At 71.3% G+C, this 22,990-nt stretch carries 17 protein-coding genes; 9 read left to right on the forward strand and 8 right to left on the reverse strand.

Annotated features, from left to right (window positions below):
• Positions 1 to 49: 49 nt before the first annotated feature.
• From HGBR_RS17180 to HGBR_RS08630, 5 genes are all read left to right on the forward strand, one after another.
• Positions 50 to 1,507, forward strand: coding sequence for a sensor histidine kinase (locus HGBR_RS17180; RefSeq protein ID WP_019158932.1), 1,458 nt, complete (start codon positions 50 to 52; stop codon positions 1,505 to 1,507).
• Positions 1,504 to 2,415, forward strand: a complete 912-nt coding sequence (locus tag HGBR_RS08615) for a response regulator transcription factor (RefSeq protein WP_019158933.1) — start codon at positions 1,504 to 1,506, stop codon at positions 2,413 to 2,415. Before HGBR_RS17180 ends, HGBR_RS08615 begins: the two co-directional genes overlap by 4 nt.
• A gap of 82 nt (positions 2,416 to 2,497) precedes the next feature.
• Positions 2,498 to 3,502, forward strand: coding sequence for an ABC transporter ATP-binding protein (locus HGBR_RS08620; protein ID WP_315968868.1), 1,005 nt, complete (start codon positions 2,498 to 2,500; stop codon positions 3,500 to 3,502).
• Positions 3,499 to 6,039 carry an FtsX-like permease family protein gene (locus HGBR_RS08625; protein WP_019158935.1) on the forward strand — a complete coding sequence of 847 codons (2,541 nt, stop codon included), beginning with the start codon at positions 3,499 to 3,501 and terminating at the stop codon, positions 6,037 to 6,039. Before HGBR_RS08620 ends, HGBR_RS08625 begins: the two co-directional genes overlap by 4 nt.
• 31 nt (positions 6,040 to 6,070) lie before the next feature.
• Positions 6,071 to 6,991, forward strand: coding sequence for a LysR family transcriptional regulator (locus tag HGBR_RS08630; protein ID WP_083882809.1), 921 nt, complete (start codon positions 6,071 to 6,073; stop codon positions 6,989 to 6,991).
• A 71-nt stretch (positions 6,992 to 7,062) separates the two neighbouring features.
• Here HGBR_RS08630 and HGBR_RS17185 read toward each other — a convergent pair whose 3' ends face one another.
• The 8 genes from HGBR_RS17185 to HGBR_RS08670 form a co-directional block, all read right to left on the reverse strand.
• The gene (locus tag HGBR_RS17185) at positions 7,063 to 8,229 is read right to left on the reverse strand and encodes a CaiB/BaiF CoA transferase family protein (RefSeq protein WP_019158937.1); all 1,167 of its coding nucleotides are present in this window, start codon (positions 8,227 to 8,229) and stop codon (positions 7,063 to 7,065) included.
• A complete protein-coding gene (locus HGBR_RS08640; protein ID WP_019158938.1) occupies positions 8,226 to 8,960 on the reverse strand; it encodes an enoyl-CoA hydratase/isomerase family protein in 735 nt (244 codons plus the stop codon). The genes HGBR_RS17185 and HGBR_RS08640 overlap by 4 nt, the downstream gene beginning before the upstream one ends.
• Positions 8,961 to 9,124: 164 nt before the next feature.
• Positions 9,125 to 10,816 (reverse strand): sodium:solute symporter family protein, encoded by a 1,692-nt coding sequence (locus HGBR_RS08645; RefSeq protein WP_019158939.1) that lies wholly within the window; start codon positions 10,814 to 10,816, stop codon positions 9,125 to 9,127.
• Positions 10,813 to 11,475: an OsmC family protein gene (locus HGBR_RS18855; RefSeq protein WP_019158940.1), complete on the reverse strand. Its 663-nt coding sequence runs from the start codon at positions 11,473 to 11,475 to the stop codon at positions 10,813 to 10,815. The genes HGBR_RS08645 and HGBR_RS18855 overlap by 4 nt, the downstream gene beginning before the upstream one ends.
• 320 nt (positions 11,476 to 11,795) lie before the next feature.
• Entirely contained in the window at positions 11,796 to 13,100 is a 1,305-nt protein-coding gene (locus HGBR_RS08655; RefSeq protein WP_019158941.1) for a GNAT family N-acetyltransferase, read from the reverse strand.
• A 126-nt stretch (positions 13,101 to 13,226) separates the two neighbouring features.
• The gene (ilvC, locus tag HGBR_RS08660; protein ID WP_261795167.1) at positions 13,227 to 14,306 is read right to left on the reverse strand and encodes a ketol-acid reductoisomerase; all 1,080 of its coding nucleotides are present in this window, start codon (positions 14,304 to 14,306) and stop codon (positions 13,227 to 13,229) included.
• A gap of 40 nt (positions 14,307 to 14,346) precedes the next feature.
• Complete coding sequence (gene ilvN / locus HGBR_RS08665; protein WP_019158943.1) at positions 14,347 to 14,853, reverse strand: acetolactate synthase small subunit; 507 nt, start codon at positions 14,851 to 14,853, stop codon at positions 14,347 to 14,349.
• On the reverse strand, positions 14,850 to 16,724 hold the full coding sequence (locus HGBR_RS08670) for an acetolactate synthase large subunit (protein ID WP_051013369.1): 1,875 nt from the start codon (positions 16,722 to 16,724) through the stop codon (positions 14,850 to 14,852). The genes ilvN and HGBR_RS08670 overlap by 4 nt, the downstream gene beginning before the upstream one ends.
• A gap of 374 nt (positions 16,725 to 17,098) precedes the next feature.
• Between HGBR_RS08670 and HGBR_RS08675 the strand changes: the two genes are divergently transcribed.
• From HGBR_RS08675 to HGBR_RS19470, 4 genes are all read left to right on the forward strand, one after another.
• Complete coding sequence (locus HGBR_RS08675) at positions 17,099 to 18,487, forward strand: methyltransferase domain-containing protein (RefSeq protein WP_019158945.1); 1,389 nt, start codon at positions 17,099 to 17,101, stop codon at positions 18,485 to 18,487.
• A 64-nt stretch (positions 18,488 to 18,551) separates the two neighbouring features.
• Positions 18,552 to 20,276 (forward strand): ABC transporter ATP-binding protein, encoded by a 1,725-nt coding sequence (locus HGBR_RS17195; RefSeq protein WP_019158946.1) that lies wholly within the window; start codon positions 18,552 to 18,554, stop codon positions 20,274 to 20,276.
• Positions 20,273 to 22,090: an ABC transporter ATP-binding protein gene (locus tag HGBR_RS08685; RefSeq protein ID WP_019158947.1), complete on the forward strand. Its 1,818-nt coding sequence runs from the start codon at positions 20,273 to 20,275 to the stop codon at positions 22,088 to 22,090. Before HGBR_RS17195 ends, HGBR_RS08685 begins: the two co-directional genes overlap by 4 nt.
• 287 nt (positions 22,091 to 22,377) lie before the next feature.
• Positions 22,378 to 22,989, forward strand: a complete 612-nt coding sequence (locus HGBR_RS19470) for a PadR family transcriptional regulator (RefSeq protein ID WP_245533315.1) — start codon at positions 22,378 to 22,380, stop codon at positions 22,987 to 22,989.
• Position 22,990: the final 1 nt, after the last annotated feature.

Raw genomic sequence — 22,990 nt, forward strand, 5'->3', positions numbered from 1 at the left:
ATCCCTGAGGACGATGTCCCGCCCGCCGCTCACCACTAGCGTGGGACGCATGACCCCGCCCTCGTCGACGACCGCATCGACCCCGCGCAGCGCATGGTCACGGCTGCGCGGGGTCCTCCGCGCTCATCCGTGGATCTCCGACGGTCTCCTCTGGGCGCTCCCCGTCGCCGTCGTCAGTGTGAACTCGATCATGGCCCGCGTGCTGGTGAACACCACCGGCATCGCCCCCCGGTGGCTGGACGCGACGATCGCGCTGCTCATCACTCTCCCTCTGGCTCTGCGACGCATCACTCCTCTCACCAGTTCCGTCCTCATCGCCGTGGGGTGCACGATGGCCGTCCTCGTGGGGACGGGTCCGTCCATGGCGGTCCTCGCGGTCCCGCTCACGGTGTTCTCGACCGCCGTGTGGGGGTCGCGCCGCGATTCGCGGATCGTGCTGGGACTGGGCCTCGTGGGCTCGCTGGCCATCGGCGTCTGGGCGTACATGCTGGCTCTGCAGAGCGCGATGGGTCCCGGCGGACGTCCGGTCGACCGTTCCGAGCACATCGCCCTCGTCGTCCTCATCGCCCTCAGCGCGGCGATCGTGCTCTCCGCTTGGCTGTGGGGGATCCTCCTCCATCGCCGCCGCGCGGCCGTCGACGACATCCGCGAGCGCAACCGCCTCCTGGAGAAGGAGCGGGAGTCGGAGTCGCGGCTGGCCGCGGACGCCGAGCGCATGCGCATCGCCCGCGAGATGCACGACATCATCGCCCACTCGCTGTCCGTCGTCATCGCGCAGGCGGACGGCGGCCGCTATGCGGCCGCGAGCAACCCCGACGCCGCCGAGGCCGCCCTCACCACCATCGCGACGACCGGTCGCGACGCCCTCGCCCAGACCCGCAGCCTGCTGGGCGTCCTGCGCGCGGACGGGCTGACGGAGCAGCCGACCGCGCCGCTGCCGGGGATCGATTCCGTCCCGTCGCTCGTGTCGGACGTCCGCGCGACCGGGCTGGCGGTCAGCATCGACGGATTCGACAGCGGGAGGTCGGCGGAGCGTCTGTCGGAGGGCGCGGGACTCGCCGTCTACCGCATCGTCCAGGAGGCGCTCACGAACGTCCTCAAGCATGCGGGCTCAGGCGCACGGGCGCAGGTGGACCTGAGGGACACGGACCGGGAGGTGATCGTCCGGATCACCGACGACGGCGTCTCCGCACCACGTGACCCGGACAGCGCGGAGGGCACCGGCAACGGCCTCACCGGGATGCGCGAGCGCGCCGCCCTGTACGGAGGCTCGGTGACAGCCGGGCGGAACCGCAGGGAGCCCGGCTTCACCGTGACCGCGCGGTTCCCGGCGACAACCCCGAAGGATCACTCCGAATCGGACTCTGCGTCGCCGGACGATCAGACCCACGCGTCATCCGGTGGCTCGCCCGACGAGTCGACGACCACGCCGCCCAGCGCGCCCGCCGCACCACGAGCGGATCCGTCTCCGGCACCCGTGGAGTCGATCGAGGACAGCGCCCGATGACGGATCCGCACGCTCCCGCCTCGCCGCATGCTCCCGCCTCGTCGGACGCACCCATCCGCGTCGCCCTCGTCGACGACCAGTCCCTGGTGCGGGCGGGATTCTCCCTCGTCATCGACTCGCAGACCGACCTCCGGGTGGTGGGGCAGGCCGGTGACGGGCACGAGGCCATCAGCCTCGTCACACGGGTCCAGCCGGACGTCGTCCTCATGGACGTGCGCATGCCCGGGCTGGACGGCATCCAGGCGACCTCCCGCATCCTGGAGCTCGCCGATGCGGGGACCGTCCGGGCGCCCCGGATCATCGTCCTCACGACGTTCGACGAGGACGAGTACGCGCTCGCGGCGCTGCGCGGCGGCGCGTCCGGCTTCCTCCTCAAGGACGTGCTGCCGGAGATCCTGCTGGACTCGATCCGCACGGTCGTCGACGGCGGCGCGGTCATCGCACCCTCGACGACCCGCCGACTCCTCGACACCCAGCTCCTCCTGTCATCCGCGCCGGATGACGGTCCGTCCATGCCGGTCGACGGTCCCGCTGACAGCGACTCGACACGCCACACCACGACGACAGCGTCTCCTACGACATCAGGGCATGTTCCCGCGTCCGCGTCACCGTCCGCACAGTCACCCGCGGCACCGACCTCCGCACACACGCCCACGACCGGCGCCTCCCACCCGCCCCTGGATCCGGAACGGACCCGCATCCTCGCCTCCCTCACCCCGCGCGAACGCGAGGTCCTCGCACTCGTGGGGCAGGGCCTCAGCAATGCGGAGATCGTCGACGCGCTCGTCCTCGCGGAGCCCACCGTCAAGACCCACATGAGCCGCATCCTCATGAAGCTGGGCGCCCGCGACCGCGTCCAGGCGGTCATCTTCGCCTACGACGCGGGCATCGTCAGCCCCGGCGCCTGAGCTCCACGCACTCACGCCGCGTCGTACCCCGGTATGACACCGCGGCCTCCCCGCACAGTGCACAGTGGTCTCCACCACACTGATGACCATCCCGCAGTCCGATGTGCGCGGCCCCGCCGGCGACGACGCTGGAGACATGCACTCACCACAGCAGCCACAGCCCGTGCCCCACCAGCCGCAGTCGCAGGACCCACACGCCCAGCAGCCGGCACCGCAGCACGCACCCGGCACTCAGTACGCACCACAGCCGCACCACTCCCCCGCCTCGGAGCCCGCGATCCGCGCCATCCGCCTCGTCAAGACCTACGGCGAGGGCGAGGCCCGCGTCCGGCCGCTGGACGGGCTCACCCTCGACATCGCCGCCGGATGCTTCACCGCGATCATGGGCCCGTCCGGCTCCGGCAAGTCGACCCTGCTGCACATGCTCGCGGGCCTCGACACCCCCGATTCCGGCGAGGTCATCCTGGCGGGCACCCCGCTCACCGGCCTGTCGGACGCCCGGCTCACCGCCCTGCGGCGCGACCGGATCGGCTTCATCTTCCAGGCCTTCAACCTCGTGCCCGCGATGACGGCGCGCGAGAACATCCTGCTGCCCTCCCAGCTGGCCGGCCGCACGGTGGACCGCACCATCGTCCGCCGCATCGTCGACCGGCTGGGCCTCGGCGACCGCCTGCACCACCGGCCCCACGAGCTCTCCGGCGGCCAGCAGCAGCGCGTCGCCGTCGCCCGCGCCCTGGTGACCGGCCCGGACGTCATCGTCGCGGACGAGCCCACCGGCAACCTCGACTCCGCCAGCGGGGACGAGGTGCTGGGACTGCTGCGGGCCTCGGTCGACGACTACGGGCAGACCGTCGTCATGGTCACCCACGATCCGCAGGCCGCCGCCCGCGCCGACCGGGTCCTCCTGCTGGCCGACGGCCGCCCGGCCGGCGAACTGCACTCCCCCACCGCCGAGGCCGTGGCCGCCGCTCTCACCCGCGTCACCGCGGGTGCCGGGCAAGCAGGGGGCGCGGCTCCCGCAGGTGCCGGCGCGGCCCCGGTCCCGGGCCACGCCGCGGGCACGACCCACACCGGGGGTGCCCGATGATCCGAATCGCACTCTCGAACCTGCGCAGCGCTTCGGGCCGCCTCGTCGCCGCGGGCATCGCGATCGCCGTGTCCGTCGCGTTCATCGTCGCGGCTCTCCTGTTCTCCCAGGCCTTCGGAGACACGATGGAGAACCAGGTCCGCTCCTCGTGGTCGGACGCGGACGTCGCCGTCATGGTCGATGAATCCGTCGACCCCTCCGCACCACAGGAGGATGCGGAGGTGCTCACCGAGGATCTTCTCGCGGACGTCACCGCGGTCGACGGTGTCGCGGACGCCCACCTCGAGGAGTCCGGCTTCCTCATGGCGAACGCGGGCACGACGTCCGTGGCCGCCTCGGTCACGGGACTGCCGACGACCGACGCGGAGCCGGTCGACGGCTCGCTGCCGGATGCCGCCGACCAGGTCGCGCTCACCCAGGAGGACGCGGACGCGCTGGGCGTGGCGGTGGGCGACACGATCGCGCTGGAGGGCGTCACGTCCGGCCCGCAGGAGGAGTCCGTCACCGTCTCCGGCCTGCTGCCGGACACCTCGTCGATGCGGCTGACCCTCCACATGACCGACGAGGGACTGGAGCAGGCTCCGGCCGAGGTCGTCCCGGACGCCATCCGCGTCCGCGCCGACGACGGCACGGACCAGGCCGCGCTGGCCTCCGCGATCGGGGACGCCGTCGACGGTGCATCCGTCCAGGTGCTCACCGTCGAGGAGGTCGTCCAGGACCAGCTCGAGGACCTGTCCGGGTCGTCGAACATGCTCGCGATCGTGGGGGTCGCCTTCGGCCTCCTGTCCGTGGGGGTCGCCTCGCTCGTCATCTCGAACACGTTCCAGGTGCTGGTCGCCTCCCGCGCCCGGGTCCTCGCCCTCTACCGCGCCGTGGGCGCGACCGCGCGCCAGTTGCGCGGGGCGACGCTGATCGAGGGACTGGTGCTGGGGATCGTCGGCGCGGCCGCAGGCGTGGCCCTGGGACTCCTCCTGGGCTGGGGGCTGTCCGGTGTCGCACGCGCCTTCTGGATGCCGGACTTCGCACAGCTCTCCGTCACACCGGCGGCGCTGCTCGTGGGTCCGCTCGTGGGCATCGCGGTCACCGTCCTCGCCGGCATGGTCCCCGCGTTCAAGGCGGGCGGCGCCTCCCCCATCGAGGCTCTGCGACCAGCCGACGTCGCCCCCGCGCGGTCGCGGTTCCCGTGGATCCGCGCGCTCGTGGGCGCTGCGCTGGGCGCGGCCGGTCTGGCCGGCTGCCTGCTGGCCGTGACGACGAGTTCCGTCCCCATCGGCATCCTGGGCTGCTTCGCGCTCTTCGTCGCGGTGCTCATCGCCGCACGCGCCTTCGTGCCGCCGCTGCTGGGTCTCATGGGCCGCGTCCTGTCCCGGCTCACAGGGCGGTCGACGACCGTCCTCCTGGCGGGCCGATCGGCCAGTTCCGCACCGGGCCGGTCCTCGTCGACGACCGCGGCACTGCTCATCGGCGTCACCCTCGTGTCCGCGGTGCTCATCGGTGCCGCGAGCCTCCAGCGCACGATCGAGCAGCAGACGGCGGAGGACACGCCCGTCGACCTCGTCGTCGACGGCTCGGGCGCGCAGGTCGATTCCGTCCTGGACGACGCACCCATCACCGACGAGCACGCGGCCGTCCCCGCGGCCCGCGCAGAGGTGACCATCGCGGACGCGCCGGCCGCGGCCTCGGGCGGGGACACCTCTGCCGAGGCCGCGGCGGACCTGACCGGCGACCTCACCGTCGTGAGTGCGGACGACGCGGAGGAGACGGTGCTGCGCAGCGACGGCTTCGACATCGAGGAGGGGACCATCCGGCTGGCGCCGTCCGACCTGGGCGGCGAGGCCGCGACGGATGAGTACGCGGACCTCGAGGCGAGGGTCGACGTGGGCGGGGAGGCTTTCACCCTCTCCGTCGAGCCGTCGCGCGACGCTCCCAGCGGCACCGCTCTGGTGAGCGGGGAGGACGCCGCGCGGATCGCGGAGGCCGCCGGTGCGGAGGCGAGCGCCCAGACATGGGTGCGGCTGGCCGACGACGCGTCGCTGTCGCAGATCGAGGCGGTCGATTCGCAACTGGGCGCTCTGGACGTGACGACGGAAGCGGGCCCGGCGCTGCTGCGGGCGCAGTACGCGGACACGTTCCAGGTGGCGATCGCCGTCGTGCTGGGCCTGCTGGCCGCCGCCGTCGTCATCGCGGTCATCGGGGTGAGCAACACGCTCACGCTGTCCGTCATCGATCGGCGGCGGGAGGGCGCGCTGCTGCGTGCGCTGGGCTTCAGCCGCGGAGCGGTGGGCCGGATGATCACGACCGAATCGCTGCTCATGACCGTCATCGCGCTGGTCGTGGGCGTGGGGCTGGGCGTGCTCTTCGGGTGGGTGGGCACCGCCTCGCTCATCGTGGACACGGCGACTCCGGTCCTGTCCGTGCCACCGATCCCGCTGGCGGTCGTCGCGGTCGCCGCGCTCGTGGCGGCGGTGCTGGCCTCCGCCCTGCCGGCGCGCAGCATGTCGCGGGTCGCGCCCGCGCAGGGACTGGGGCAGGAGTAGCGGCGGGACTCACGCGCGGCAGGATGTGACCATGACGCGAACAGGTGAGGAGAGCCCCAGCATGCGGGACCTCGAGGTCTTCCGGACCCTTGCGGACTCCCCGACCATCACCGAGGCCGCACTGACGCTGCACCTGTCGCAGTCCCAGCTCAGCAGGATCCTGCGCGACCTGGAGCGGCGGTTGGGCGTGCCGCTCTTCGACCGGTCGACCGCGGGGCTGCGTCTCACAGCGGAGGGGCAGGAGTTCGCCCGGACCACCCAGGCCATCCTGGACGCCCGCACCCGCGAGATGCGGGCCTTCACCAGCCGCATCGCCGGCGACGCGGGCGACCTGCGGGTCTCCGTCCTCCCGTCGATGGCGTTCGAGCGCATGGCGATCTGGACGAACCTGTTCCGTGAGCGCCACCCGCGGGCGACGCTCACGGCGACGGACGACGTCTCCGGCAACGGGATCACCGCCGTCATGTCCGGCGACACGGACGTCGCGATCTCCGCGGCCCGCCTGCGACTGCCCGACGGCGAGGAGCGGCCGCTCTTCCCGGAGACCCGCGGGGTGACGGTGACCCCGCTGGTATCGGAGCGGTTCCACCTGGTGGCCCCGGCCTCGGCGGACCTGCCCCCGTCACCGACCTGGGAATTCGCGCTGGCACACCTGGGCGTGGGGTACACGGCCACCTCCGGCGTGCAGCGCTGCCTCGAGCGGATCGCCGAGGAGGAGGGCGTGAGCGTGCAGGTGGAGACGCTCACGAACTCGCCGCTCACGATCGCGGGCCTCGTCGAGGCGGGACTGGGCTGGTCGGTCGTGCCCACCTCGAACCTGAGCCTCATGCGAGTGCGCGACCTGGCGACCGCCGAGCTGCCGGGCTACGAGCGGGTCGTGTGCATCGTCATCCCGGAGGTCGAGCCAGTTCCCCTGGCCCGGCACTTCGTGGACGCACTGCTGGAGGGGTGAGGCGCGCCGGGCTGGCCCACTGAGTCAGCCCGGCGCGCCAGCTGGACCGGAGGGTCAGCTGGTCCGCGGCCTCACCGCTCCTGCCACTGGGCCTCGTCGGCACCCAGATCCGGTGCGGGCCGGTACTCCATGACCGGCGTGCCCGCGAAGGTGACGGGGAACTTGACCGCGCTCACGCCCTCGCGGCCGGTGAGCGGCTGGAGGATGCCCCGTTCTGCGGCGAAGGGATCCTCGAGCACCTGCTGGAGGTCATTCACCGGCGAGCCGGGCACGCCTGCGTCCTTGAGGACCGCATCCAGCTGCGCGCGGGTCAGCCCGCGGGTCCGATCCTCGACCGCTGCGATGAGCGGGGCGCGGTGGGCGACCCGGTCGTCGTTCGTCGTGAACCGCGCATCGGCCAGGAGGTCCTCGAATCCCATCGCTTCGCAGAACCGGCGCCAGTGTCCGTCGTTCCCGCAGCCCAGCATGTAGTCGCCGTCCGCCGTCGCGATCGTCTGGTACGGCGCCAGGGCGGGGTTGCCCACGCCCATGGGTCGCGGCGCCTCCCCGGTGCCCAGGACGGACAGCGCCCAGTTGTTCATGACGCCGAACTGCGCGTCGAACATCGCCACGTCCAAGTACTGCCCCTCACCCGTGCGCTCCCGGTGGTAGAGCGCGGTCAGCAGCCCGATCGAGGAGTACATCCCCGTCGAGATGTCCGCGATCGACGGTCCGATCTTCACGACCTCGCCGGCCTCCGTGCCCGTCATCGACATGAGGCCCGTCTCCGCCTGCATGACGATGTCATAGGCCGGCCAGGTCGCCCGCGACCCCTCACGCCCGTACCCGGATACGGACAGGTAGATGAGTCGCGGGTTGATCTGCCGCAGGGTCTCGTAGTCCACACCCAGCCGCTGGGTCACGCCCGTGCGGAAGCTCTCTGTCACGATGTCCGCGTCCTCGACGAGGCGGTAGAGGGTCGCCCGGTCGTCCGGATCCGTGAGGTCGAGCGCGATCGACCGCTTGTTCCGGTTGACGGCCTGGAAGTAGCAGCTGTCACCCGCGTAGGTGGGCGGGGTGAAGCGGCGGGACTCGTCGCCGCTGCCGGGCTGCTCGACCTTGAGGACGTCCGCACCCAGGTCCGCCAGCACATGCCCGGCGAACGGGCCGGCGAGCGTGCGCGCCAGCTCGAGGACGCGGACGCCGGCGAGCGCGCCGGCCGGCTGCGCGACACCGGCGGACTGCGCCGCGGCCGTCACTGCGCGTCCCGGCGCTGCGCGTCGCCCTTCCGCGCGAAGGCGAGCGCGAACTCCTTGCGGCTGTCCGCGATCGCGGTCTGCTCGTGCGTGTTGCGCCACGTGCGGAAGAGGCGCTTCTGCTGGGCGATGACCGCACGGTCGGACTCCATCGTGTCGCGCAGGTACTGCAGCGCCCGCTCCTCGACCTGATCGGCCGGGACGAGTGCGTTGAGGAAGCCGCAGCGATCCATGTCCTGCCCGGTGAAGCGGTTCGCGGTCATGATGAGCTCCGTCGCCTTCGTCCAGCCCATGACGCGCCACAGGTTGGCGGCGTCCAGGACGGACGGGATGCCGATCCTCACCTCCGGCATCGAGTACCAGGAGTCCTCTGCACCCACGCGGTACTCCGCAGCAGCGGCGATCTCCAGGGCCCCGCCCACGCAGTAGCCGCGGATCGCAGTCGCCACCGGCAGATCGCAGTTCTTCACCGCCTCGCAGACCTCGCCCAGATGCGTGATCGTCGCGTACGCGCGCTCCGAGTCCGCGTGGTCGAACTGCGCGGTGTCCATGCCGGCGGAGAAGCCGGCGCCCCCGCGGGAGGTCAGCAGCACACCGCGCAGCGACTGATCTGCAGAGGCCGCGTCGAACGCGTCGATGAGCTGCGTGAGCATCTCCGCCGTGAGGCTGTTGGCCTTCGCTGCATTGTCGATCGCGATCGTGAGGATGTCGCCGTCGCGGGTCTGGGTGATCACAGAGGGGTCCTTTCGAGGTGGTGCCTGTTACGAGAGCGCAGTGCAGATTCGCGCTTCCACTCCCTCAGCCTGCCAGGACTCCATGCGCTCCGCACGGCAGAAGCCGCGAGCCTCCATGCATTCGGCGCATGGAGGCTCGCGGCAGAGCGGTGTGACCGCAGGACTCAGCGCTGTGAGGTGTCCCCCGCGACTGCGTCCTCCGGGACCGAGTCGGCAGGTGCGGCGTCCGCAGGGCCGGCCACGGCCTCGGCGGCGGTGTCCTCCGACGGATCCGCAGACCCATCCGGGACCGTCAGCAGCAGGACCGCGGCGAACAGCGCGGTCACGACGAGGAACAGGCCCAGGCCCACCAGCCCGTGCGTCGCCGCCCACGACCAGAAGGTCACGAGCACGCCGGCCAGCACGACGGCGGCACCCAGGGCCGAGGCCCCGCGGACCCGCCGTGTCCGGTCCTGCGCCAGCGTCCAGCGTCCCGCGGCCAGGCTCACGACGACGAGGGCGACCATGTTCGCGATCATGCCGACCCACACGGGGTGCGTGCCCAGGAGGAACTCCGTCGAATCGAAGCCGGACAGGGCGTACCACGCGAAGCCGGCGCCGAAGCCGCCCAGCAGGGACGCCATCGCGGCCGAGCGCGTGGCCACCGGCCAGAAGAACGCCGCGAGCACGGGGGCGAAGGTCGCGCCGTTGCGCAGGGTCCAGGCCATGATGTTCCACCACGCGGAGTCCTCCGCGCGGAGCATGCTGAACACGATGAGGACGACGGTGAGCAGCACCAGGGCGACCCGCGTGTAGCGGACGAGCTGCTCCTGGCTGGCCTGCGGGCGCAGGGCTCCACCCAGGTCGCGGCCCAGCGACGTCGCGCCGGAGAACTGGCAGGGGCCGGCCCAGCCCAGCGCGCACGCCCACATGCCCACGAAGAAGACCGCGGCGGCCCACGGCGGCAGCGTCTGCGTGATGTACTCGGAGATCGCCAGGAGCGGGCGGCCGTCGGAGGGGACGACCGCGGCGGATGCGACTCCCACGACGACGCCCAGGAGGATGAGCGGCGCGCCGATGACGGCGGCGAGGAAGAGGCCCTTCTGCCCGTCCTCCGGGGTGCGCGCCGACATGGACATCTGGAACGCCGCCTGCGCGAGCGGCACATTCACGATGAACGTGCCGAACCACGCGACGATGAGCGAGACGCCCGCGTTCGCGGGCGCGACCATCTCCGGGTTCGCGCGCGTGTACTCACCGAGACCATCGAGGCCCGGCGAGGCGAGGATCGCCCAGACGCCCACGAGGAACATCGCCGCGATGACGATGACGTTCATCGTCTGGCTGAACGCGACGGAGCGCATGCCGCCGAAGACGAGGAACGCGAAGAGGATGACCGCGGTGAGCGCGATCGACTGCCACAGCGTCACGTCCGTGATGACGGTGAGCGCGGAGGCGAACGCGATCGCGGTCGCCAGCGAGTACATGGGGAAGGTGAAGCCGGTGATGACGGCAGCCACACCCTGTGCGGCGCGGCCGAACCGGTCGCCGATGATGCCCGTGACCGTCACGACGAGCTTCCTGCGCAGCGGCTTCACCAGCAGGAGTGCGATGAGGATGATCTGCACGGTCTCCGCGACGCCGTACCAGATGGCGGAGACGCCGGTGCGGTAGCTCAGCTCGACGATCGCGATGTAGGAGGAGCCGGAGAACAGACCGGTGATGCAGAAGGCGACGGTCCACGGGCTGAAGGACCGGCCGCTCACGAAGAAGTTCGAGCCGGTCGACCGGCGGGCGACGAGCCATCGCCCGCCCACCACGAGCCAGACGGTGTAGGCCAGGGCCAGCCCCAAAGTCCAGAGGCCGACGGCGGTCATGCGCGGTCTCCCGCGCGATCCGCGTTCACGACGGTGAGGAACGGCTGGGGTGCGGCGCCCGCGACGGGGTAGCCCCAGGCCGCGTTGCTGAGCGCCTCCGCGGCACCGTCCTCGGCCTCGGCGACGAAGGACCACACGACCTCGAGGCCGGTGTTCGCATCGCGCAGGAGATTGATGGCCGGGCAGGTCCGCTCGGCGGCCGCGGCGAAGGAGACGAGCTCCGTCTCGCGCGTCTCGCCGGTCGCGATGACGATCTGCAACCGGTACGCGTACATGTACGGCTGGACGTCCGCGCGGCCCGCCAGCCCACGGGTGTCCTGCTTCGCCAGCGTGTACGTCTGCACCGCGTCGACGGGCAGGCCGCAGCGCGCAGCGGACTGATCGATGACGACCGTGATGCACGCGTTCACCGCACCGGCCAGGTACTCCATGGGCGTGGGGCCTTCGTCGCGGCCGCCGATCGCCACCGGCTCGTCGGAGACGAACGCGAAGTCGCGCACCCGCACCCGCGTCTGCTGCGAGCCGGTGCCGGTGCCCGAGGCCCGGAGCGTCTTCGCGTGGTCCGCCTGCGGCAGTTCGGTGAAGCGGGGATGCGGGGTGGGAGCGGGGGTGAGAGCGGGCGGGAGATCCGCGGCCCGGATGGAGGGTGCTGAGGACATGCGATCAACGGTAGGTCTCGCGCCGACACAGCGCGCCGCGCTTCGTCACATTGTCACAATCCGTCACCCGCGCGGGCGACGGCACCTCCGGGCGCAGCTGGCGGGGTTGGGTGCGAGATCACCGGCGTCCGAGGCCCCGTGGACTCCGGTGCGACACATCCGGTCGAACGCGATGAGAGGAGCATCACAGCCGTCCGTCGCGGGACGGTGCGCGTGCGCGCAGGCTGGGGTGTGCGTCTCGTCGCCGCGCTGCAGGAGCGGCCACGAGCGGATGCAGCGGGCGCTGGTCGTCGAACTGAGGAGTGGCATGAGTCCACTCCTCAGAAGTCGTTCGGCGCGTACGGCGCCCGCTCCAGGGCCAGCAGTCCGCGGGCCCTCACGGCGGCCTCATCGGAGGCCTTCGTGATCCGGCCTGCGCGGGCGAGGACGACGGGGTCCGCACCGCCCAGGTACAGGGAGCCCAGCTCCGGCACACCCATGCGCAGGTCCGCCGCGCGGCCCTCCGGAGAGTCGGAGGAGTCAGCGATGCGCTCAACAGTGCCGGCCCTGCCGTCCGAGCGGAGTCGGTAGACGCCCTCGGCATGGTCCATGTCGTCGCGGACCGCCAGCGTCAGCTCACCGGCGACGGAGTACGGACGCGCCTCGAGTGCGTCGACGACGTCGAGGATCCGCAGCCACATGCCGTCGCTCTGTCCGGTGATCTTCACCCGCCGCGGGTCGGTCAGCAGCCACGGCAGCGGCGACTCCTGCGCAGAGTAGCCGAAGCGGACGCGCTCGACCAGGTCGACGGCCCCCAGGAACGCCCACAGCGAGGCGTAGGCGGCATCGGATGCGGCGACGAAGTCGAGCACCTCGAGAGTTGCCGGGGCGACGTCCCAGCCCGCGAAGCGGTAGCTCACGTAGCCGTCCGGCTCGCCGTGCTCGTCGTAGTGGAGGGCGGCCCGGGTGGAGGGGTCCGCCTCGTCCGTCGTGAGGTTGAGGTCGCCCGAGGCCACATCGACGAGGACGCGCTGACGTCCGGTGGCGCCCGGGGACTTGTGCTGGAAGCGCTCGTAGAGCTGCGGGCCCAGGTCGCGCAGGACGTGCGGGTCGACCATCTCGACGCGCCGGTCGGGCTCGACGGCCATCGCGAAGCCCGCGCGGGTGTCGACCTCGACCTCGTTGTACCAGGTGGCCGCACCGAAGCCGAAGCGGCGGTAGATGCTGCCCTCAGTCACGGTGAGCGCCGCGAACGGGTAGCCGGCCTCGGCGGCCTTCGCCAGGTTCGCGGTCATCATGCTGCGCAGCAGACCGCGCCGGCGGTGGGTGGGTCGTACCGTCACCCACGTGATGAGGTGGGCCGGCACCAGGACTCCCCCTCCCACGTTCATCGTCTTCTCGAAGTGGGCGAACGTGGCGACGGGGATCGTGGGGTCCAGGGCGAGGGCAGGTGCGCTGTCCGCATAGACAGCGGTGAAGACGCGCTCATCCGCGATCGCCCGCTGTGTGCGCTTGAGGAGCTTCTCCCCCTCGACGCGCTTGTCGTGGAAGCCGGCGCGCACCGCCTGCATGTACGCCGTCGTGCGCTGGTCGGGGGCGCCGTCCTCCAGAGCCGGTTCAAATGTCTCGAAGCGGTATTCGGTCACCCGACCAGGGTATAGCACCGTCGCGACGCGCGGTGGGTCACACGCCGCCGGACGCGGAGCGCCCCGCACCGGTGGGTGCGGGGCGCTCGGCTCGTCGATCCGTGTCAGGGATGGGACACGGGGGGATCAGCGCGCCGCGGTGCCCTCGACGTAGTCGTCCTCGGAGTCCTTGAGCCACGCGAACATCTGGCGCAGCTCGCGGCCGGTGGCCTCGATGGGGTGCTGCTCCTCCTTGGCGCGCAGCTCCTTGAACTCCGGAGCGCCGGCGGCCTGGTCGTCCATGAAGCGCTGAGCGAACGAGCCGTTCTGGATGTCCGCCAGGACGGCCTTCATGTTCTCCTTGACCTCCGGCGTGATGACGCGGGGGCCGGAGACGTAGTCGCCGTACTCGGCCGTGTCGGAGCACGACCAGCGCTGCTTCGCGATGCCGCCCTCGACCATGAGGTCGACGATGAGCTTGAGCTCGTGCAGGACCTCGAAGTAGGCGATCTCCGGCTGGTAGCCGGCCTCCGTGAGGACCTCGAAGCCGTACTGGACGAGGTGCGAGGCACCGCCGCACAGGACGGACTGCTCGCCGAACAGGTCCGTCTCCGTCTCCTCCGTGAAGGTCGTCTTGATGCCGCCGGCGCGCAGTCCGCCGATGGCCTTCGCGTAGGCGAGGGCGGTCGTCCAGGCGCTGCCGGAGGCGTCGACCTCGACAGCGACGAGGACCGGCACACCGCGGCCGTCGACGAACTCGCGGCGGACCACGTGGCCGGGGCCCTTGGGGGCGACCATGACGACGTCGACGCCCTCGGGCGCCTGGATGTAGCCGAAGCGGATGTTGAAGCCGTGGATGAAGACGAGGGTCTTGCCCGCGGTCAGGTTGTCCTTGACGGACTCGTTGAAGATCTGCGCCTGGACCTGGTCCGGAGCGGCGATCGTGATGACGTCGGCCCACTCGGCGACCTCGGCGGGGGTGCCGACGGTCAGGCCCTCGGCCTCGGCCTTGTCGCGGCTCTTCGAACCCTCCTTGAGCCCGATCCGAACCTCGACTCCGGAGTCGCGGAGGCTGAGCGAGTGCGCGTGGCCCTGCGAGCCGTAGCCGATGACGGCAACCTTCTTGCCCTGCAGTGCGGACAGGTCTGCGTCATCGTCGTAGAAGCGCTCTGCTGCCATGGGGTTTCTCCTTCTCGAATGGTGGGATGCGAATGCCCGCGTCCCAATCTAGTACGGGCCGGTCTCAGCCCGAAAGGGTGTCTCGAAATCAGCGTCCGGAGCGGTCGGTCATGGACTTGGGCCCACGTCCGATCGCGATCATCCCGGACTGCACGATCTCCTTGATGCCGAAGGGCTCCAGCACCCGCTGGAGCGCGTCGACCTTGTCCTGCTCGCCGGTCGCCTCGACGCTCACCGCGTCGAGTCCCACGTCGACGATCTGCGCGTCGAACATCTCCACGACGGAGGCGACCTGCACCCTCGTCACGGCGTCGGCGCGGACCTTGAAGATCATGTGAGCACGGCGGACCGAGGTCTCCGGCTCCAGCTCCACGATCTTGATGACGTTGACCAGCTTGTTGAGCTGCTTCGTCACCTGCTCCAGCGGTGTGTCCGCGACGTCCACGACCACTGTGATGCGGGACAGTCCCTCGACCTCGGTCGTGCCGACGGCCAGGGAGTGGATGTTGAACCCGCGACGGGCGATGAGACCCGTGAACCGGGTCAGCACACCGGGCTTGTCCTCGACGAGGACGGACAGCGTGTGGCGGCTCATGCCTCTTCCCCTTCCTCGGTCTCGCCGGAGAAGTCCGGGCGGATGTCGCGGGCGTACTGGATCTGGTCGTTGCTCACGCCGGCGGCCACCATGGGCCACACCATCGCGTCCGCCGGGACGACGAAGTCGATGACGACCGGACGGTCGTTGATCTCCAGCGCCCGGGCGACCGCGGCATCGACCTCGTCGTTGCGGGTGACCCGGATGCCCTCGCAGCCGTAGGCGTCCGCGAGCTTCACGAAGTCCGGCACCCGCACGGACTCGTGACCGGTGTTGAGGTCGGAGTGCGAGTAGCGGCCGTCGTAGAACAGCGTCTGCCACTGGCGGACCATGCCCAGCGACGAGTTGTTGATGATCGCGACCTTGATGGGGATGTTGTTGATGACGCAGGTGGCCAGCTCCTGATTGGTCATCTGGAAGCAGCCGTCGCCGTCGATCGCCCACACCTGACGGTCGGGCTCGCCCACCTTCGCGCCCATCGCGGCCGGCACGGAGTAGCCCATCGTGCCCAGGCCGCCGGAGTTGAGCCACGAGTTGGGGCGCTCGTACTCGACGAACTGGGCGGCCCACATCTGGTGCTGGCCCACGCCCGCGACGTAGACGCCCTCCGGGCCGGTGAGCGCGGAGATGCGCTGGATGACGTACTGCGGATCGCACAGTCCCTCATCGTTGGCCTCGTAGCCCAGCGGGTAGCTCTTCCGCCAGCCGTCGGCCAGGGTCCACCACTCGGGGCGCCGATCCTCCAGCGCCTGCGCGTGGTGCTGCTTCATCTCCGACAGCAGGGCGTCGAGGACCTCGGCGGCGTCGCCCACGATCGGGACGTCCGCCACGCGGTTCTTGCCGATCTCCGCGGGGTCGATGTCCGCATGGATGACGCGGGCCCGCGGGGCGAAGGAGGCGAGGTCGCCGGTGACGCGGTCGTCGAAGCGGGAACCCACCGCGATGAGGAGGTCCGCCTTCTGGATCGCGGCGACGGCGGGGACCGTGCCGTGCATGCCGGGCATGCCCAGGTGCAGGTCGTGCGAGTCGGGGAACGCGCCGCGGGCCATGAGGGTGGTGGTGACGGGGATGTGCGTCGCCTCCGCCAGGGCCAGCAGCTCCTCGTGGGCACCCGAGCGGATCACGCCGCCGCCCACATAGAAGACCGGGCGCTTCGACTCCGCGATGAGGGACGCGGCCTCACGGATCTGCTTGGCGTGCGGACGGTTGACCGGACGGTAGCCGGGCAGGTCCAGCTCCTCGTCCCACACGAACTCCAGCTCCGCCTGCTGGGCGTCCTTCGTGATGTCGACGAGGACGGGCCCGGGGCGGCCGGTGCTGGCGATGTGGTACGCCGCGCGGATGGCGTGCGGGATGTCCTTGGCCTGAGTCACCAGGAAGGAGTGCTTCGTCGCGGGCATCGTCATGCCGACGATGTCCGCCTCCTGGAACGCATCCGTGCCCAGGAGCTTGGACGACTGCTGCCCCGTGATCGCCAGGAGCGGGACGGAGTCCATCTGCGCGTCCATGAGCGGGGTCACGAGGTTGGTCGCGCCCGGGCCCGAGGTCGCCATGCAGACGCCCACGCGTCCGGTGGCCGCGGCGTAGCCGGTCGCAGCGTGACCGGCGCCCTGCTCGTGCCGGACGAGGACGTGCTGGATCTGCTCCGAGTCGAGCAGCGGGTCGTACGTGGGGAGGATGGTGCCGCCCGGCAGGCCGAAGACGGTGTCGACGCCCAGCCGCTCGAGGGTGCGGATGACCGCCTGCGCGCCGGTCATGACCTCCGGCTGCGATCGGGAGCCGCGGTGCGCGGCCCCACCCGGGGAGGGCACCGGACTGGGGGTGGGTGGTGTGACGCGTGTCGTCTGCGTCTGTGCTGGGCCTGCCACGATGGGCTCCTTCGGTGATCGATTCCCTGATGGGCGTCTGGAGCGACGCCCTCATGTCCCGCCCTGCCTGTGCGCCGCTCCCCGCCCGGGGTGCCTCGCACAAAAAAACGCCCTTCCGTTCTGGAAAGGGCGCGCGGGACGTCGTCAGTCGACAGCTACGGGGTCACCGCGCGCTGGGTAATGACGACGAGAAGGACGTTCATGGGTGAGACAGTACACAGCGGCGGGCGCGGAATCGAATCGCACAGCGATTGGTCTCACAGCCTGAGATAGTAGGACATCAGAGTTTGGACGCTCGGGGAGCACGCGGGCGCCCGTCGACGAGGCGCCGTCCGCGCCCTCCCCTGGCGCCTCCCGCCCCGGTAGGCTTGACCGCGATGCCCACTCCCCCGCCCGCGCGCACCCCGGTGGCCATCGGCTCCACCGGGATCCCGTCCGATCCGCCGCCGCTGCCGTGCGCCCACTACGATGCGGGCCGCTGCCGCTCGTGCACGCTGCTGCCGGTCCGCACGCGCACCCGGATCGACGACCTGCAGGAGCAGCTGTCACAGTTGCTGGCCCCGTTCGCGCAGGCTGCCCCTCCCCAGGACGCCGACTCCCAGGCCGTCCCGGTCCAGGACGCACCCCACCTCTCCCGCGCCCCCTCCCCCTGGCGGGCGCCCGTCCGCAGCCCGGAGGCCGGCTTCCGCAACAAGGCGAAGATGGTCGCCGGCGGCACCGCGGAGGCTCCCACGTTCGGCCTGCTCGACGAGGACGGCCGGGGCGTCGACCTCTCCGACTGCCCCCTCTATCCCCCGCCGATCCGGGCGGTGCTCACGGCCCTGCCCGCGCTCATCCGCCGCGCCCAGGTCGCCCCGTACGACGTGGCGCGCCGCCGCGGCGAGCTCAAGCACGTCCTCGTGACCGCGGCGCCCTCGGGCCAGGTCATGGTCCGCTTCGTCCTCCGCACGGAGCGCCCGGTCCCCCGCCTGGCCGAGCACATCGCGCTGCTGACCGACGCCGTCGCCGCCGCCGGGTTCGAGGTCCGCGTCGTCACCGCCAACCTGCAGCCGGACCACGCCGCGGTCCTCGAGGGCCCCACCGAGGTCCCGATCACCGGCGACGACGCCCTCACCGTCGTCCAGGGGCGGGTGCCGCTGCGCGTCCTGCCCCAGTCGTTCCTGCAGACGAACACGATCGTCGCTTCCCAGCTGTACCTGCAGGTCGCGGCCTGGGTGGACACGATCGCCGAGGCCCGGGCCGGCTCAGCGCCCGCCCCCGGCTCCCGACCGGACACGACCGCCGGCTCCTCATCAGCGCCCGCCCCCTTCACCGTGTGGGACCTGTTCTGCGGGGTGGGCGGTTTCGCACTGCACTGCGCGCGTCAGCTCGGTGAGGGCTCTCGTCGGGTCATCGGTGTGGAGACCTCCGCTCAGGCCGTCGAGTCCGCCACCCGCACCGCCCGCGAGCTGGGCCTCGCCGCAGAGTTCGCCACGGCGGACGCCACCGGCTTCGCGACCGGCTTCACCACCGATGCGCCGCCGGACGTCCTCATCGTCAACCCGCCCCGCCGCGGGCTGGGCCGGGACCTGGCGCAGTGGATCGAGGACTCGGGCATCGAGGACGTCGTCTACTCCAGCTGCAACCCGCGGACCCTGGCCTCGGACCTGGACGTCATGGGTTCGTACCGGATCGTCGAGGCCCGCCTGCTCGACATGTTCCCGCACACCACCCACGCCGAGGTCGTGGTCCGCCTGACCCGGACCCTCCCGTCGGATCGGGGCTGAGGAACCGATGCACGATCTGCTGCGGTTCTGACCGGACGTCCGCCCCCGGGTCTGGCGCTACGTCGTGAGCATCCTGCTGGCGCTCGTCTCCACGGGCGTGGGCTTCTTCGTCCCGGTCCTCACCGGCGCCGCCGTCGACGGCCCCATCGCGCAACGGGACCTGAGGGGACTCACGCTGTTGGTGGCGGCGGTCGCGGCCGTGGGGCTCGTTGAGGCGGCGTCGCAGCTGATCCGCCGGACGATCACCGCGGCGATGACGGCGGAGTGGGAGGTGCTGTGGCGGCGCCGGCTGTTCGCGCACCTGCAGCGGCTCGACGTGGCGCACCACGATGCGTGGGACTCCGGGCAGATGCTGTCGCGGGCGACGAACGACCTGAGCATGCTGCGACGCTTCGCGGCATTCGGCCTGCCCTTCATCGTCATCACGCCGTTCCTCATCGCGATCGGCGCGATCATGCTCGCGTTCATCCACCCCGTGTTCGTCGTGATCCTGCTGGTCGTGGCGCTGCCCACGATGGTGGGGGTCGCATGGTTCTCGTCGCGGTACAAGATCGCCTCGCGCGCCGCGCAGGACGTCATGGGCGAGGTGTCGACATCCGTCGAGGAGTCCGTGCAGGGCATCCGCGTGCTCCTGGCGTTCGGCCGCAGCCCGTGGGCGACGGCCCGCTTCCGCGCGATCGTCGACCGACTGCGCGACCACGAGATCACGAAGGTCCGACTCGAGGCCTGGCTGTTCGGCGCGGTCATGGTCCTGCCGCAGCTGGCGATGGTCGGCTTCGCGATCGTGGGCGCGTGGGGCGTCGTGGACGGCTGGATCACGCTGGGGCAGACCGTCGCAGCCCTCACGCTCATGATGTATCTGCGGATGCCCATCGAGATGTTCGGGTTCCTCCTGGGCGATGCCCTCATGTCCGCGACCGCCGCCGCCCGGTACTGGGAGCTCATGGATCAGGAGCCGCGGATCACGGACCCGGACCGCGACGGACGTCCCGCGGTCGGTGCCGCGGCGGAGGCGACGGACGCCGCACCTCGCCCCGCGCCGCAGCCCGGCGTCCTCGAGTTCGACGACGTCGTCTTCCAGCACGATGATGCGCACGAGCCCTTGCTGCGCGGTGCGACGCTGCGGATCGAACCGGCGGAGACGGTCGCGCTCGTGGGCACGACCGGCAGCGGCAAGACCGCACTGGCGGCGCTGGTCCCCCGCCTCTTCGACGTGACCGGCGGCTCCGTCCGCATCGACGGAGTGGATGTGCGGAAGCTCACCCTGTCGGACCTGCGCTCCCGCGTGGGCGTCGCGTTCGAGGAGCCGATCCTCTTCTCCGCCTCGATCCGCGAGAACGTCGCAATGGGCACGCAGGCGATCGAGGGGGCGGCCACGATCGACGAGGAGCGGATCCGCGAGGCGCTCACGATCGCGCAGGCCGCGGACTTCGTGGCCGAGCTGCCGGACGACCTCGACACGGAGGTGGGCGAGCAGGGCCTGTCGCTGTCCGGCGGACAGCGACAGCGCATCGCCCTGGCCCGCGCGGTCGCCGGCCATCCGCCGTTCCTCGTGCTGGACGATCCGCTCTCCGCCGTCGATGTGGAGACCGAGGACCGCGTCCAGCAGCAGCTGCGCACCGTCCTCGACACGACGACGGCCCTCATCGTCGCCCACCGGCCCTCGACGGCCGCCCTGGCGGACCGCGTCGCGGTCATGGATGCCGGCCGGATCGTCGCGGTGGGCGGGCACGAGGAGCTGCTGGCGACCTCGGCGGTGTACCGCGATCTCATGGGGGTGAGCGCATGAGCGGGGCGACGGACGCGCAGGACTCGCGCAGTCCGCACGAGCCGGACGAACTGCCGCCGGACATCGCGGCGCGCGCCCGCCGGCTGCTGCTCGACCTCGTCCGGCCGGAGCGGACCGGGTACGTCATCGTCATCGCGGTCATGGTGGCGTTCGGGGTCGCGAATGCGGCAGGCCCCGCGCTCATCGCGCAGGCGATGGACCACGGCATCCCCGCAGCGATCGCGGGGAACATGCGCGCACTCGTCGTCCCGATGACCCTGTTCCTGCTGCTCACGCTGCTCATCGGCGTGCTGGACTTCTGGGGCACGCGGATGACGGGCACGCTGGCGCAGCGCCTCATGGTCGCGCTGCGCCGCCGGCTCTTCGACCACGTGCAGCGGTTGGGCATCGCCTACCACGAGCGGTCGACGTCCGGCCGGCTGGTCGCGCGGCAGACGTCGGACATGGAGAACATCCAGACGTTCCTGACCGGATCGCTCGTCGAGCTGGTCGCGGGCCTGTCGATGATGGGCGCGATCGCGGTGACGCTGCTGGTCATGGACCTGCGACTGGCGATCGTCGTGTTCCTGGGGTTCATCCCGCTGCTGTGGGTGTCGATCGCCTCGAATCGCGCGCAGCGGCGCAATCAGCGCCGGACCCGCACGGCGATCGCGAAGGTCATCGTGCAGATCGTGGAGACGCTGGGCGGCATCCGTGCGGTGCAGTCGTTCCGCCGCGAGTCGCACAACCTCGACCGCATCGACGCCGAGGACGACGAGTACCGCCGCGCCACCACCTCCAGCCTCTTCAACGTCGCGTGGTTCGCGGCCAGCACCCGGCTCATCGCCTCGCTGTCGACGGCGGCGGTGCTGCTGGTGGGCGGCTGGCTCGTCATGCAGGAGACCGTGCAGGTGGGGATGCTGACCGCGTTCCTGCTGTACGTGCGACGGTTCTATGGTCCACTCGATTCTCTGGTGCAGGCGATCACGATGTACCAGTCGGCGTCCGCAGCGCTGGAGAAGGTCACCGTCGTCCTCGACGCCGCTCCCGAGGTCGTCGAACCCGCCAGCCCCACCCACCTGCCGCCGCGGGCCGGGGGCGGCCGGGCGATCGAGTTCGCGGACGTCGAGTTCTCCTACGCGGACGGCGAGACAGTGCTCCCCTGCTTCGACCTTGCGATCCCGGCGGGCCAGACGGTCGCGGTCGTGGGGCAGACGGGCGCCGGCAAGTCGACACTCGTGAAGCTGCTGACCCGGTTCTACGACCCCACCGCCGGGCGCGTGACCCTCGACGGGGTGGACCTGCGGCGGCTCGCGGATGCGGAGCTGCGCGAGTCCGCGGTCATGGTGACGCAGGAGTCCTACCTGTTCGGCGGATCGATCGCGGAGAACATCCGGCTGGGACGGCCCGGGGCCACGGACGCACAGATGCGCGCGGCCGCCGAGGCGGTGGGTCTGGCCCCGTTCATCTCCCGTCTGCCGGACGGGTATGACACGGATGTGCGCAAGCGAGGCGGGCGGCTGTCGTCCGGGCAGCGGCAGCTGGTGAGCTTCGCGCGCGCGTTCCTGGCGGACCCGGACGTGCTGGTGCTCGACGAGGCGACGGCACATCTGGACATCCCGTCGGAGCGACTGGTGCAGGAGGCGCTGTCGACGGTGCTGGAGGGACGGACGGCGATCATCATCGCCCACCGCCTCTCGACCGTGGAGATCGCGGATCGGGTGCTGGTCCTGGACCGGGGCCGGATCGTCGAGGACGACGCGCCCGCGGTCCTCATCGAGGCCGGCGGTCGCTTCGCACGATTGCATGCCGCGTGGGAGGAATCGCGGGTCTGAACTCGGGACGCGGCGCAGCCGATCCACAGCCTCGAGGCATATCGTTCGGACTGTCGCAGATGTATCGTTATATATCGAGAGAGGGCGGCATCCGCCCGCTCTCCGCCTGATCGCCTGACAGGCGATACATCGAGAGCACTCGCTTCGAGGATGTGGACACCATGAATGGACCTTCATCACAGCACGACGACGACTACGGCCCCCGCAGCTACGGAGGCGGCGGCACCCCCGGACCGGGCGATGACGAAGTCCGCCCCGTGAGCACTCCCTGGGATCTGCTGGGCGGCATCCGCGGCGCCTGGGGCGGCTGGCCGGGGGCGAACGGCCCGGGCGGCGGATCGTGGGACACTCCTTGGGGCGGAACCTGGGGCGGCCCCGGACGCGGCGGACCGGGCTCCGGACGCAGAGGACACGGGCACCACGGCGGGCGCCGCGCCAACCGAGGCGACGTCCGGGCGGCCGTCATCCATCTCCTCGCCCAGGAGCCGATGCACGGCTACCAGATCATCCGGGAGATCGAGCAGCGGTCCGAGGGTGCGTGGAAGCCCAGCGCCGGATCCGTCTATCCGACTCTCCAGCTCCTGGCCGACGAGGGGCTGCTCACCGTCGAGGAGGACGCCGGCCGGAAGACCTATTCGCTCACGGACGAGGGCCGGACGGAGGCGAAGCGCCTGCAGGACAGCAGTCGGCGCGCTCCCTGGGAGTTCTCGTCGGGCCCCGACCTGGGTCGCCTGGGCTCCGTCCCCAAGGCGGGTGCGCTCCTGGGTCAGGCGGTCGCGCAGGTCACCGCCTCCGGCACGACCGACCAGGTCGAACGGGCCGTCGCAGTGCTCGACGAGGCCCGGCGACGCATCCACGAGATCCTCGCGGAGGACAGCGACGATCCAGAGGCAGGCTGAT

The organism is Brevibacterium senegalense (assembly GCF_000285835.1).
Lineage (GTDB): Bacteria > Actinomycetota > Actinomycetes > Actinomycetales > Brevibacteriaceae > Brevibacterium > Brevibacterium senegalense.

What these genes read in the sequence shown, in the direction of transcription:
- HGBR_RS08645 (WP_019158939.1), bottom strand. Translation starts at nt 10,816, where the DNA reads ATGACCGCCGTCGGCCTCTGGACTTTGGGGCTGGCCCTGGCCTACACC.
- HGBR_RS08630 (WP_083882809.1), top strand. Translation starts at nt 6,071, where the DNA reads ATGACGCGAACAGGTGAGGAGAGCCCCAGCATGCGGGACCTCGAGGTC.
- HGBR_RS17180 (WP_019158932.1), top strand. Translation starts at nt 50, where the DNA reads ATGACCCCGCCCTCGTCGACGACCGCATCGACCCCGCGCAGCGCATGG.
- HGBR_RS18855 (WP_019158940.1), bottom strand. Translation starts at nt 11,475, where the DNA reads ATGTCCTCAGCACCCTCCATCCGGGCCGCGGATCTCCCGCCCGCTCTC.
- HGBR_RS08675 (WP_019158945.1), top strand. Translation starts at nt 17,099, where the DNA reads ATGCCCACTCCCCCGCCCGCGCGCACCCCGGTGGCCATCGGCTCCACC.
- HGBR_RS08625 (WP_019158935.1), top strand. Translation starts at nt 3,499, where the DNA reads ATGATCCGAATCGCACTCTCGAACCTGCGCAGCGCTTCGGGCCGCCTC.
- HGBR_RS08620 (WP_315968868.1), top strand. Translation starts at nt 2,498, where the DNA reads ATGACCATCCCGCAGTCCGATGTGCGCGGCCCCGCCGGCGACGACGCT.
- ilvN (WP_019158943.1), bottom strand. Translation starts at nt 14,853, where the DNA reads ATGAGCCGCCACACGCTGTCCGTCCTCGTCGAGGACAAGCCCGGTGTG.
- HGBR_RS08615 (WP_019158933.1), top strand. Translation starts at nt 1,504, where the DNA reads ATGACGGATCCGCACGCTCCCGCCTCGCCGCATGCTCCCGCCTCGTCG.
- HGBR_RS08685 (WP_019158947.1), top strand. Translation starts at nt 20,273, where the DNA reads ATGAGCGGGGCGACGGACGCGCAGGACTCGCGCAGTCCGCACGAGCCG.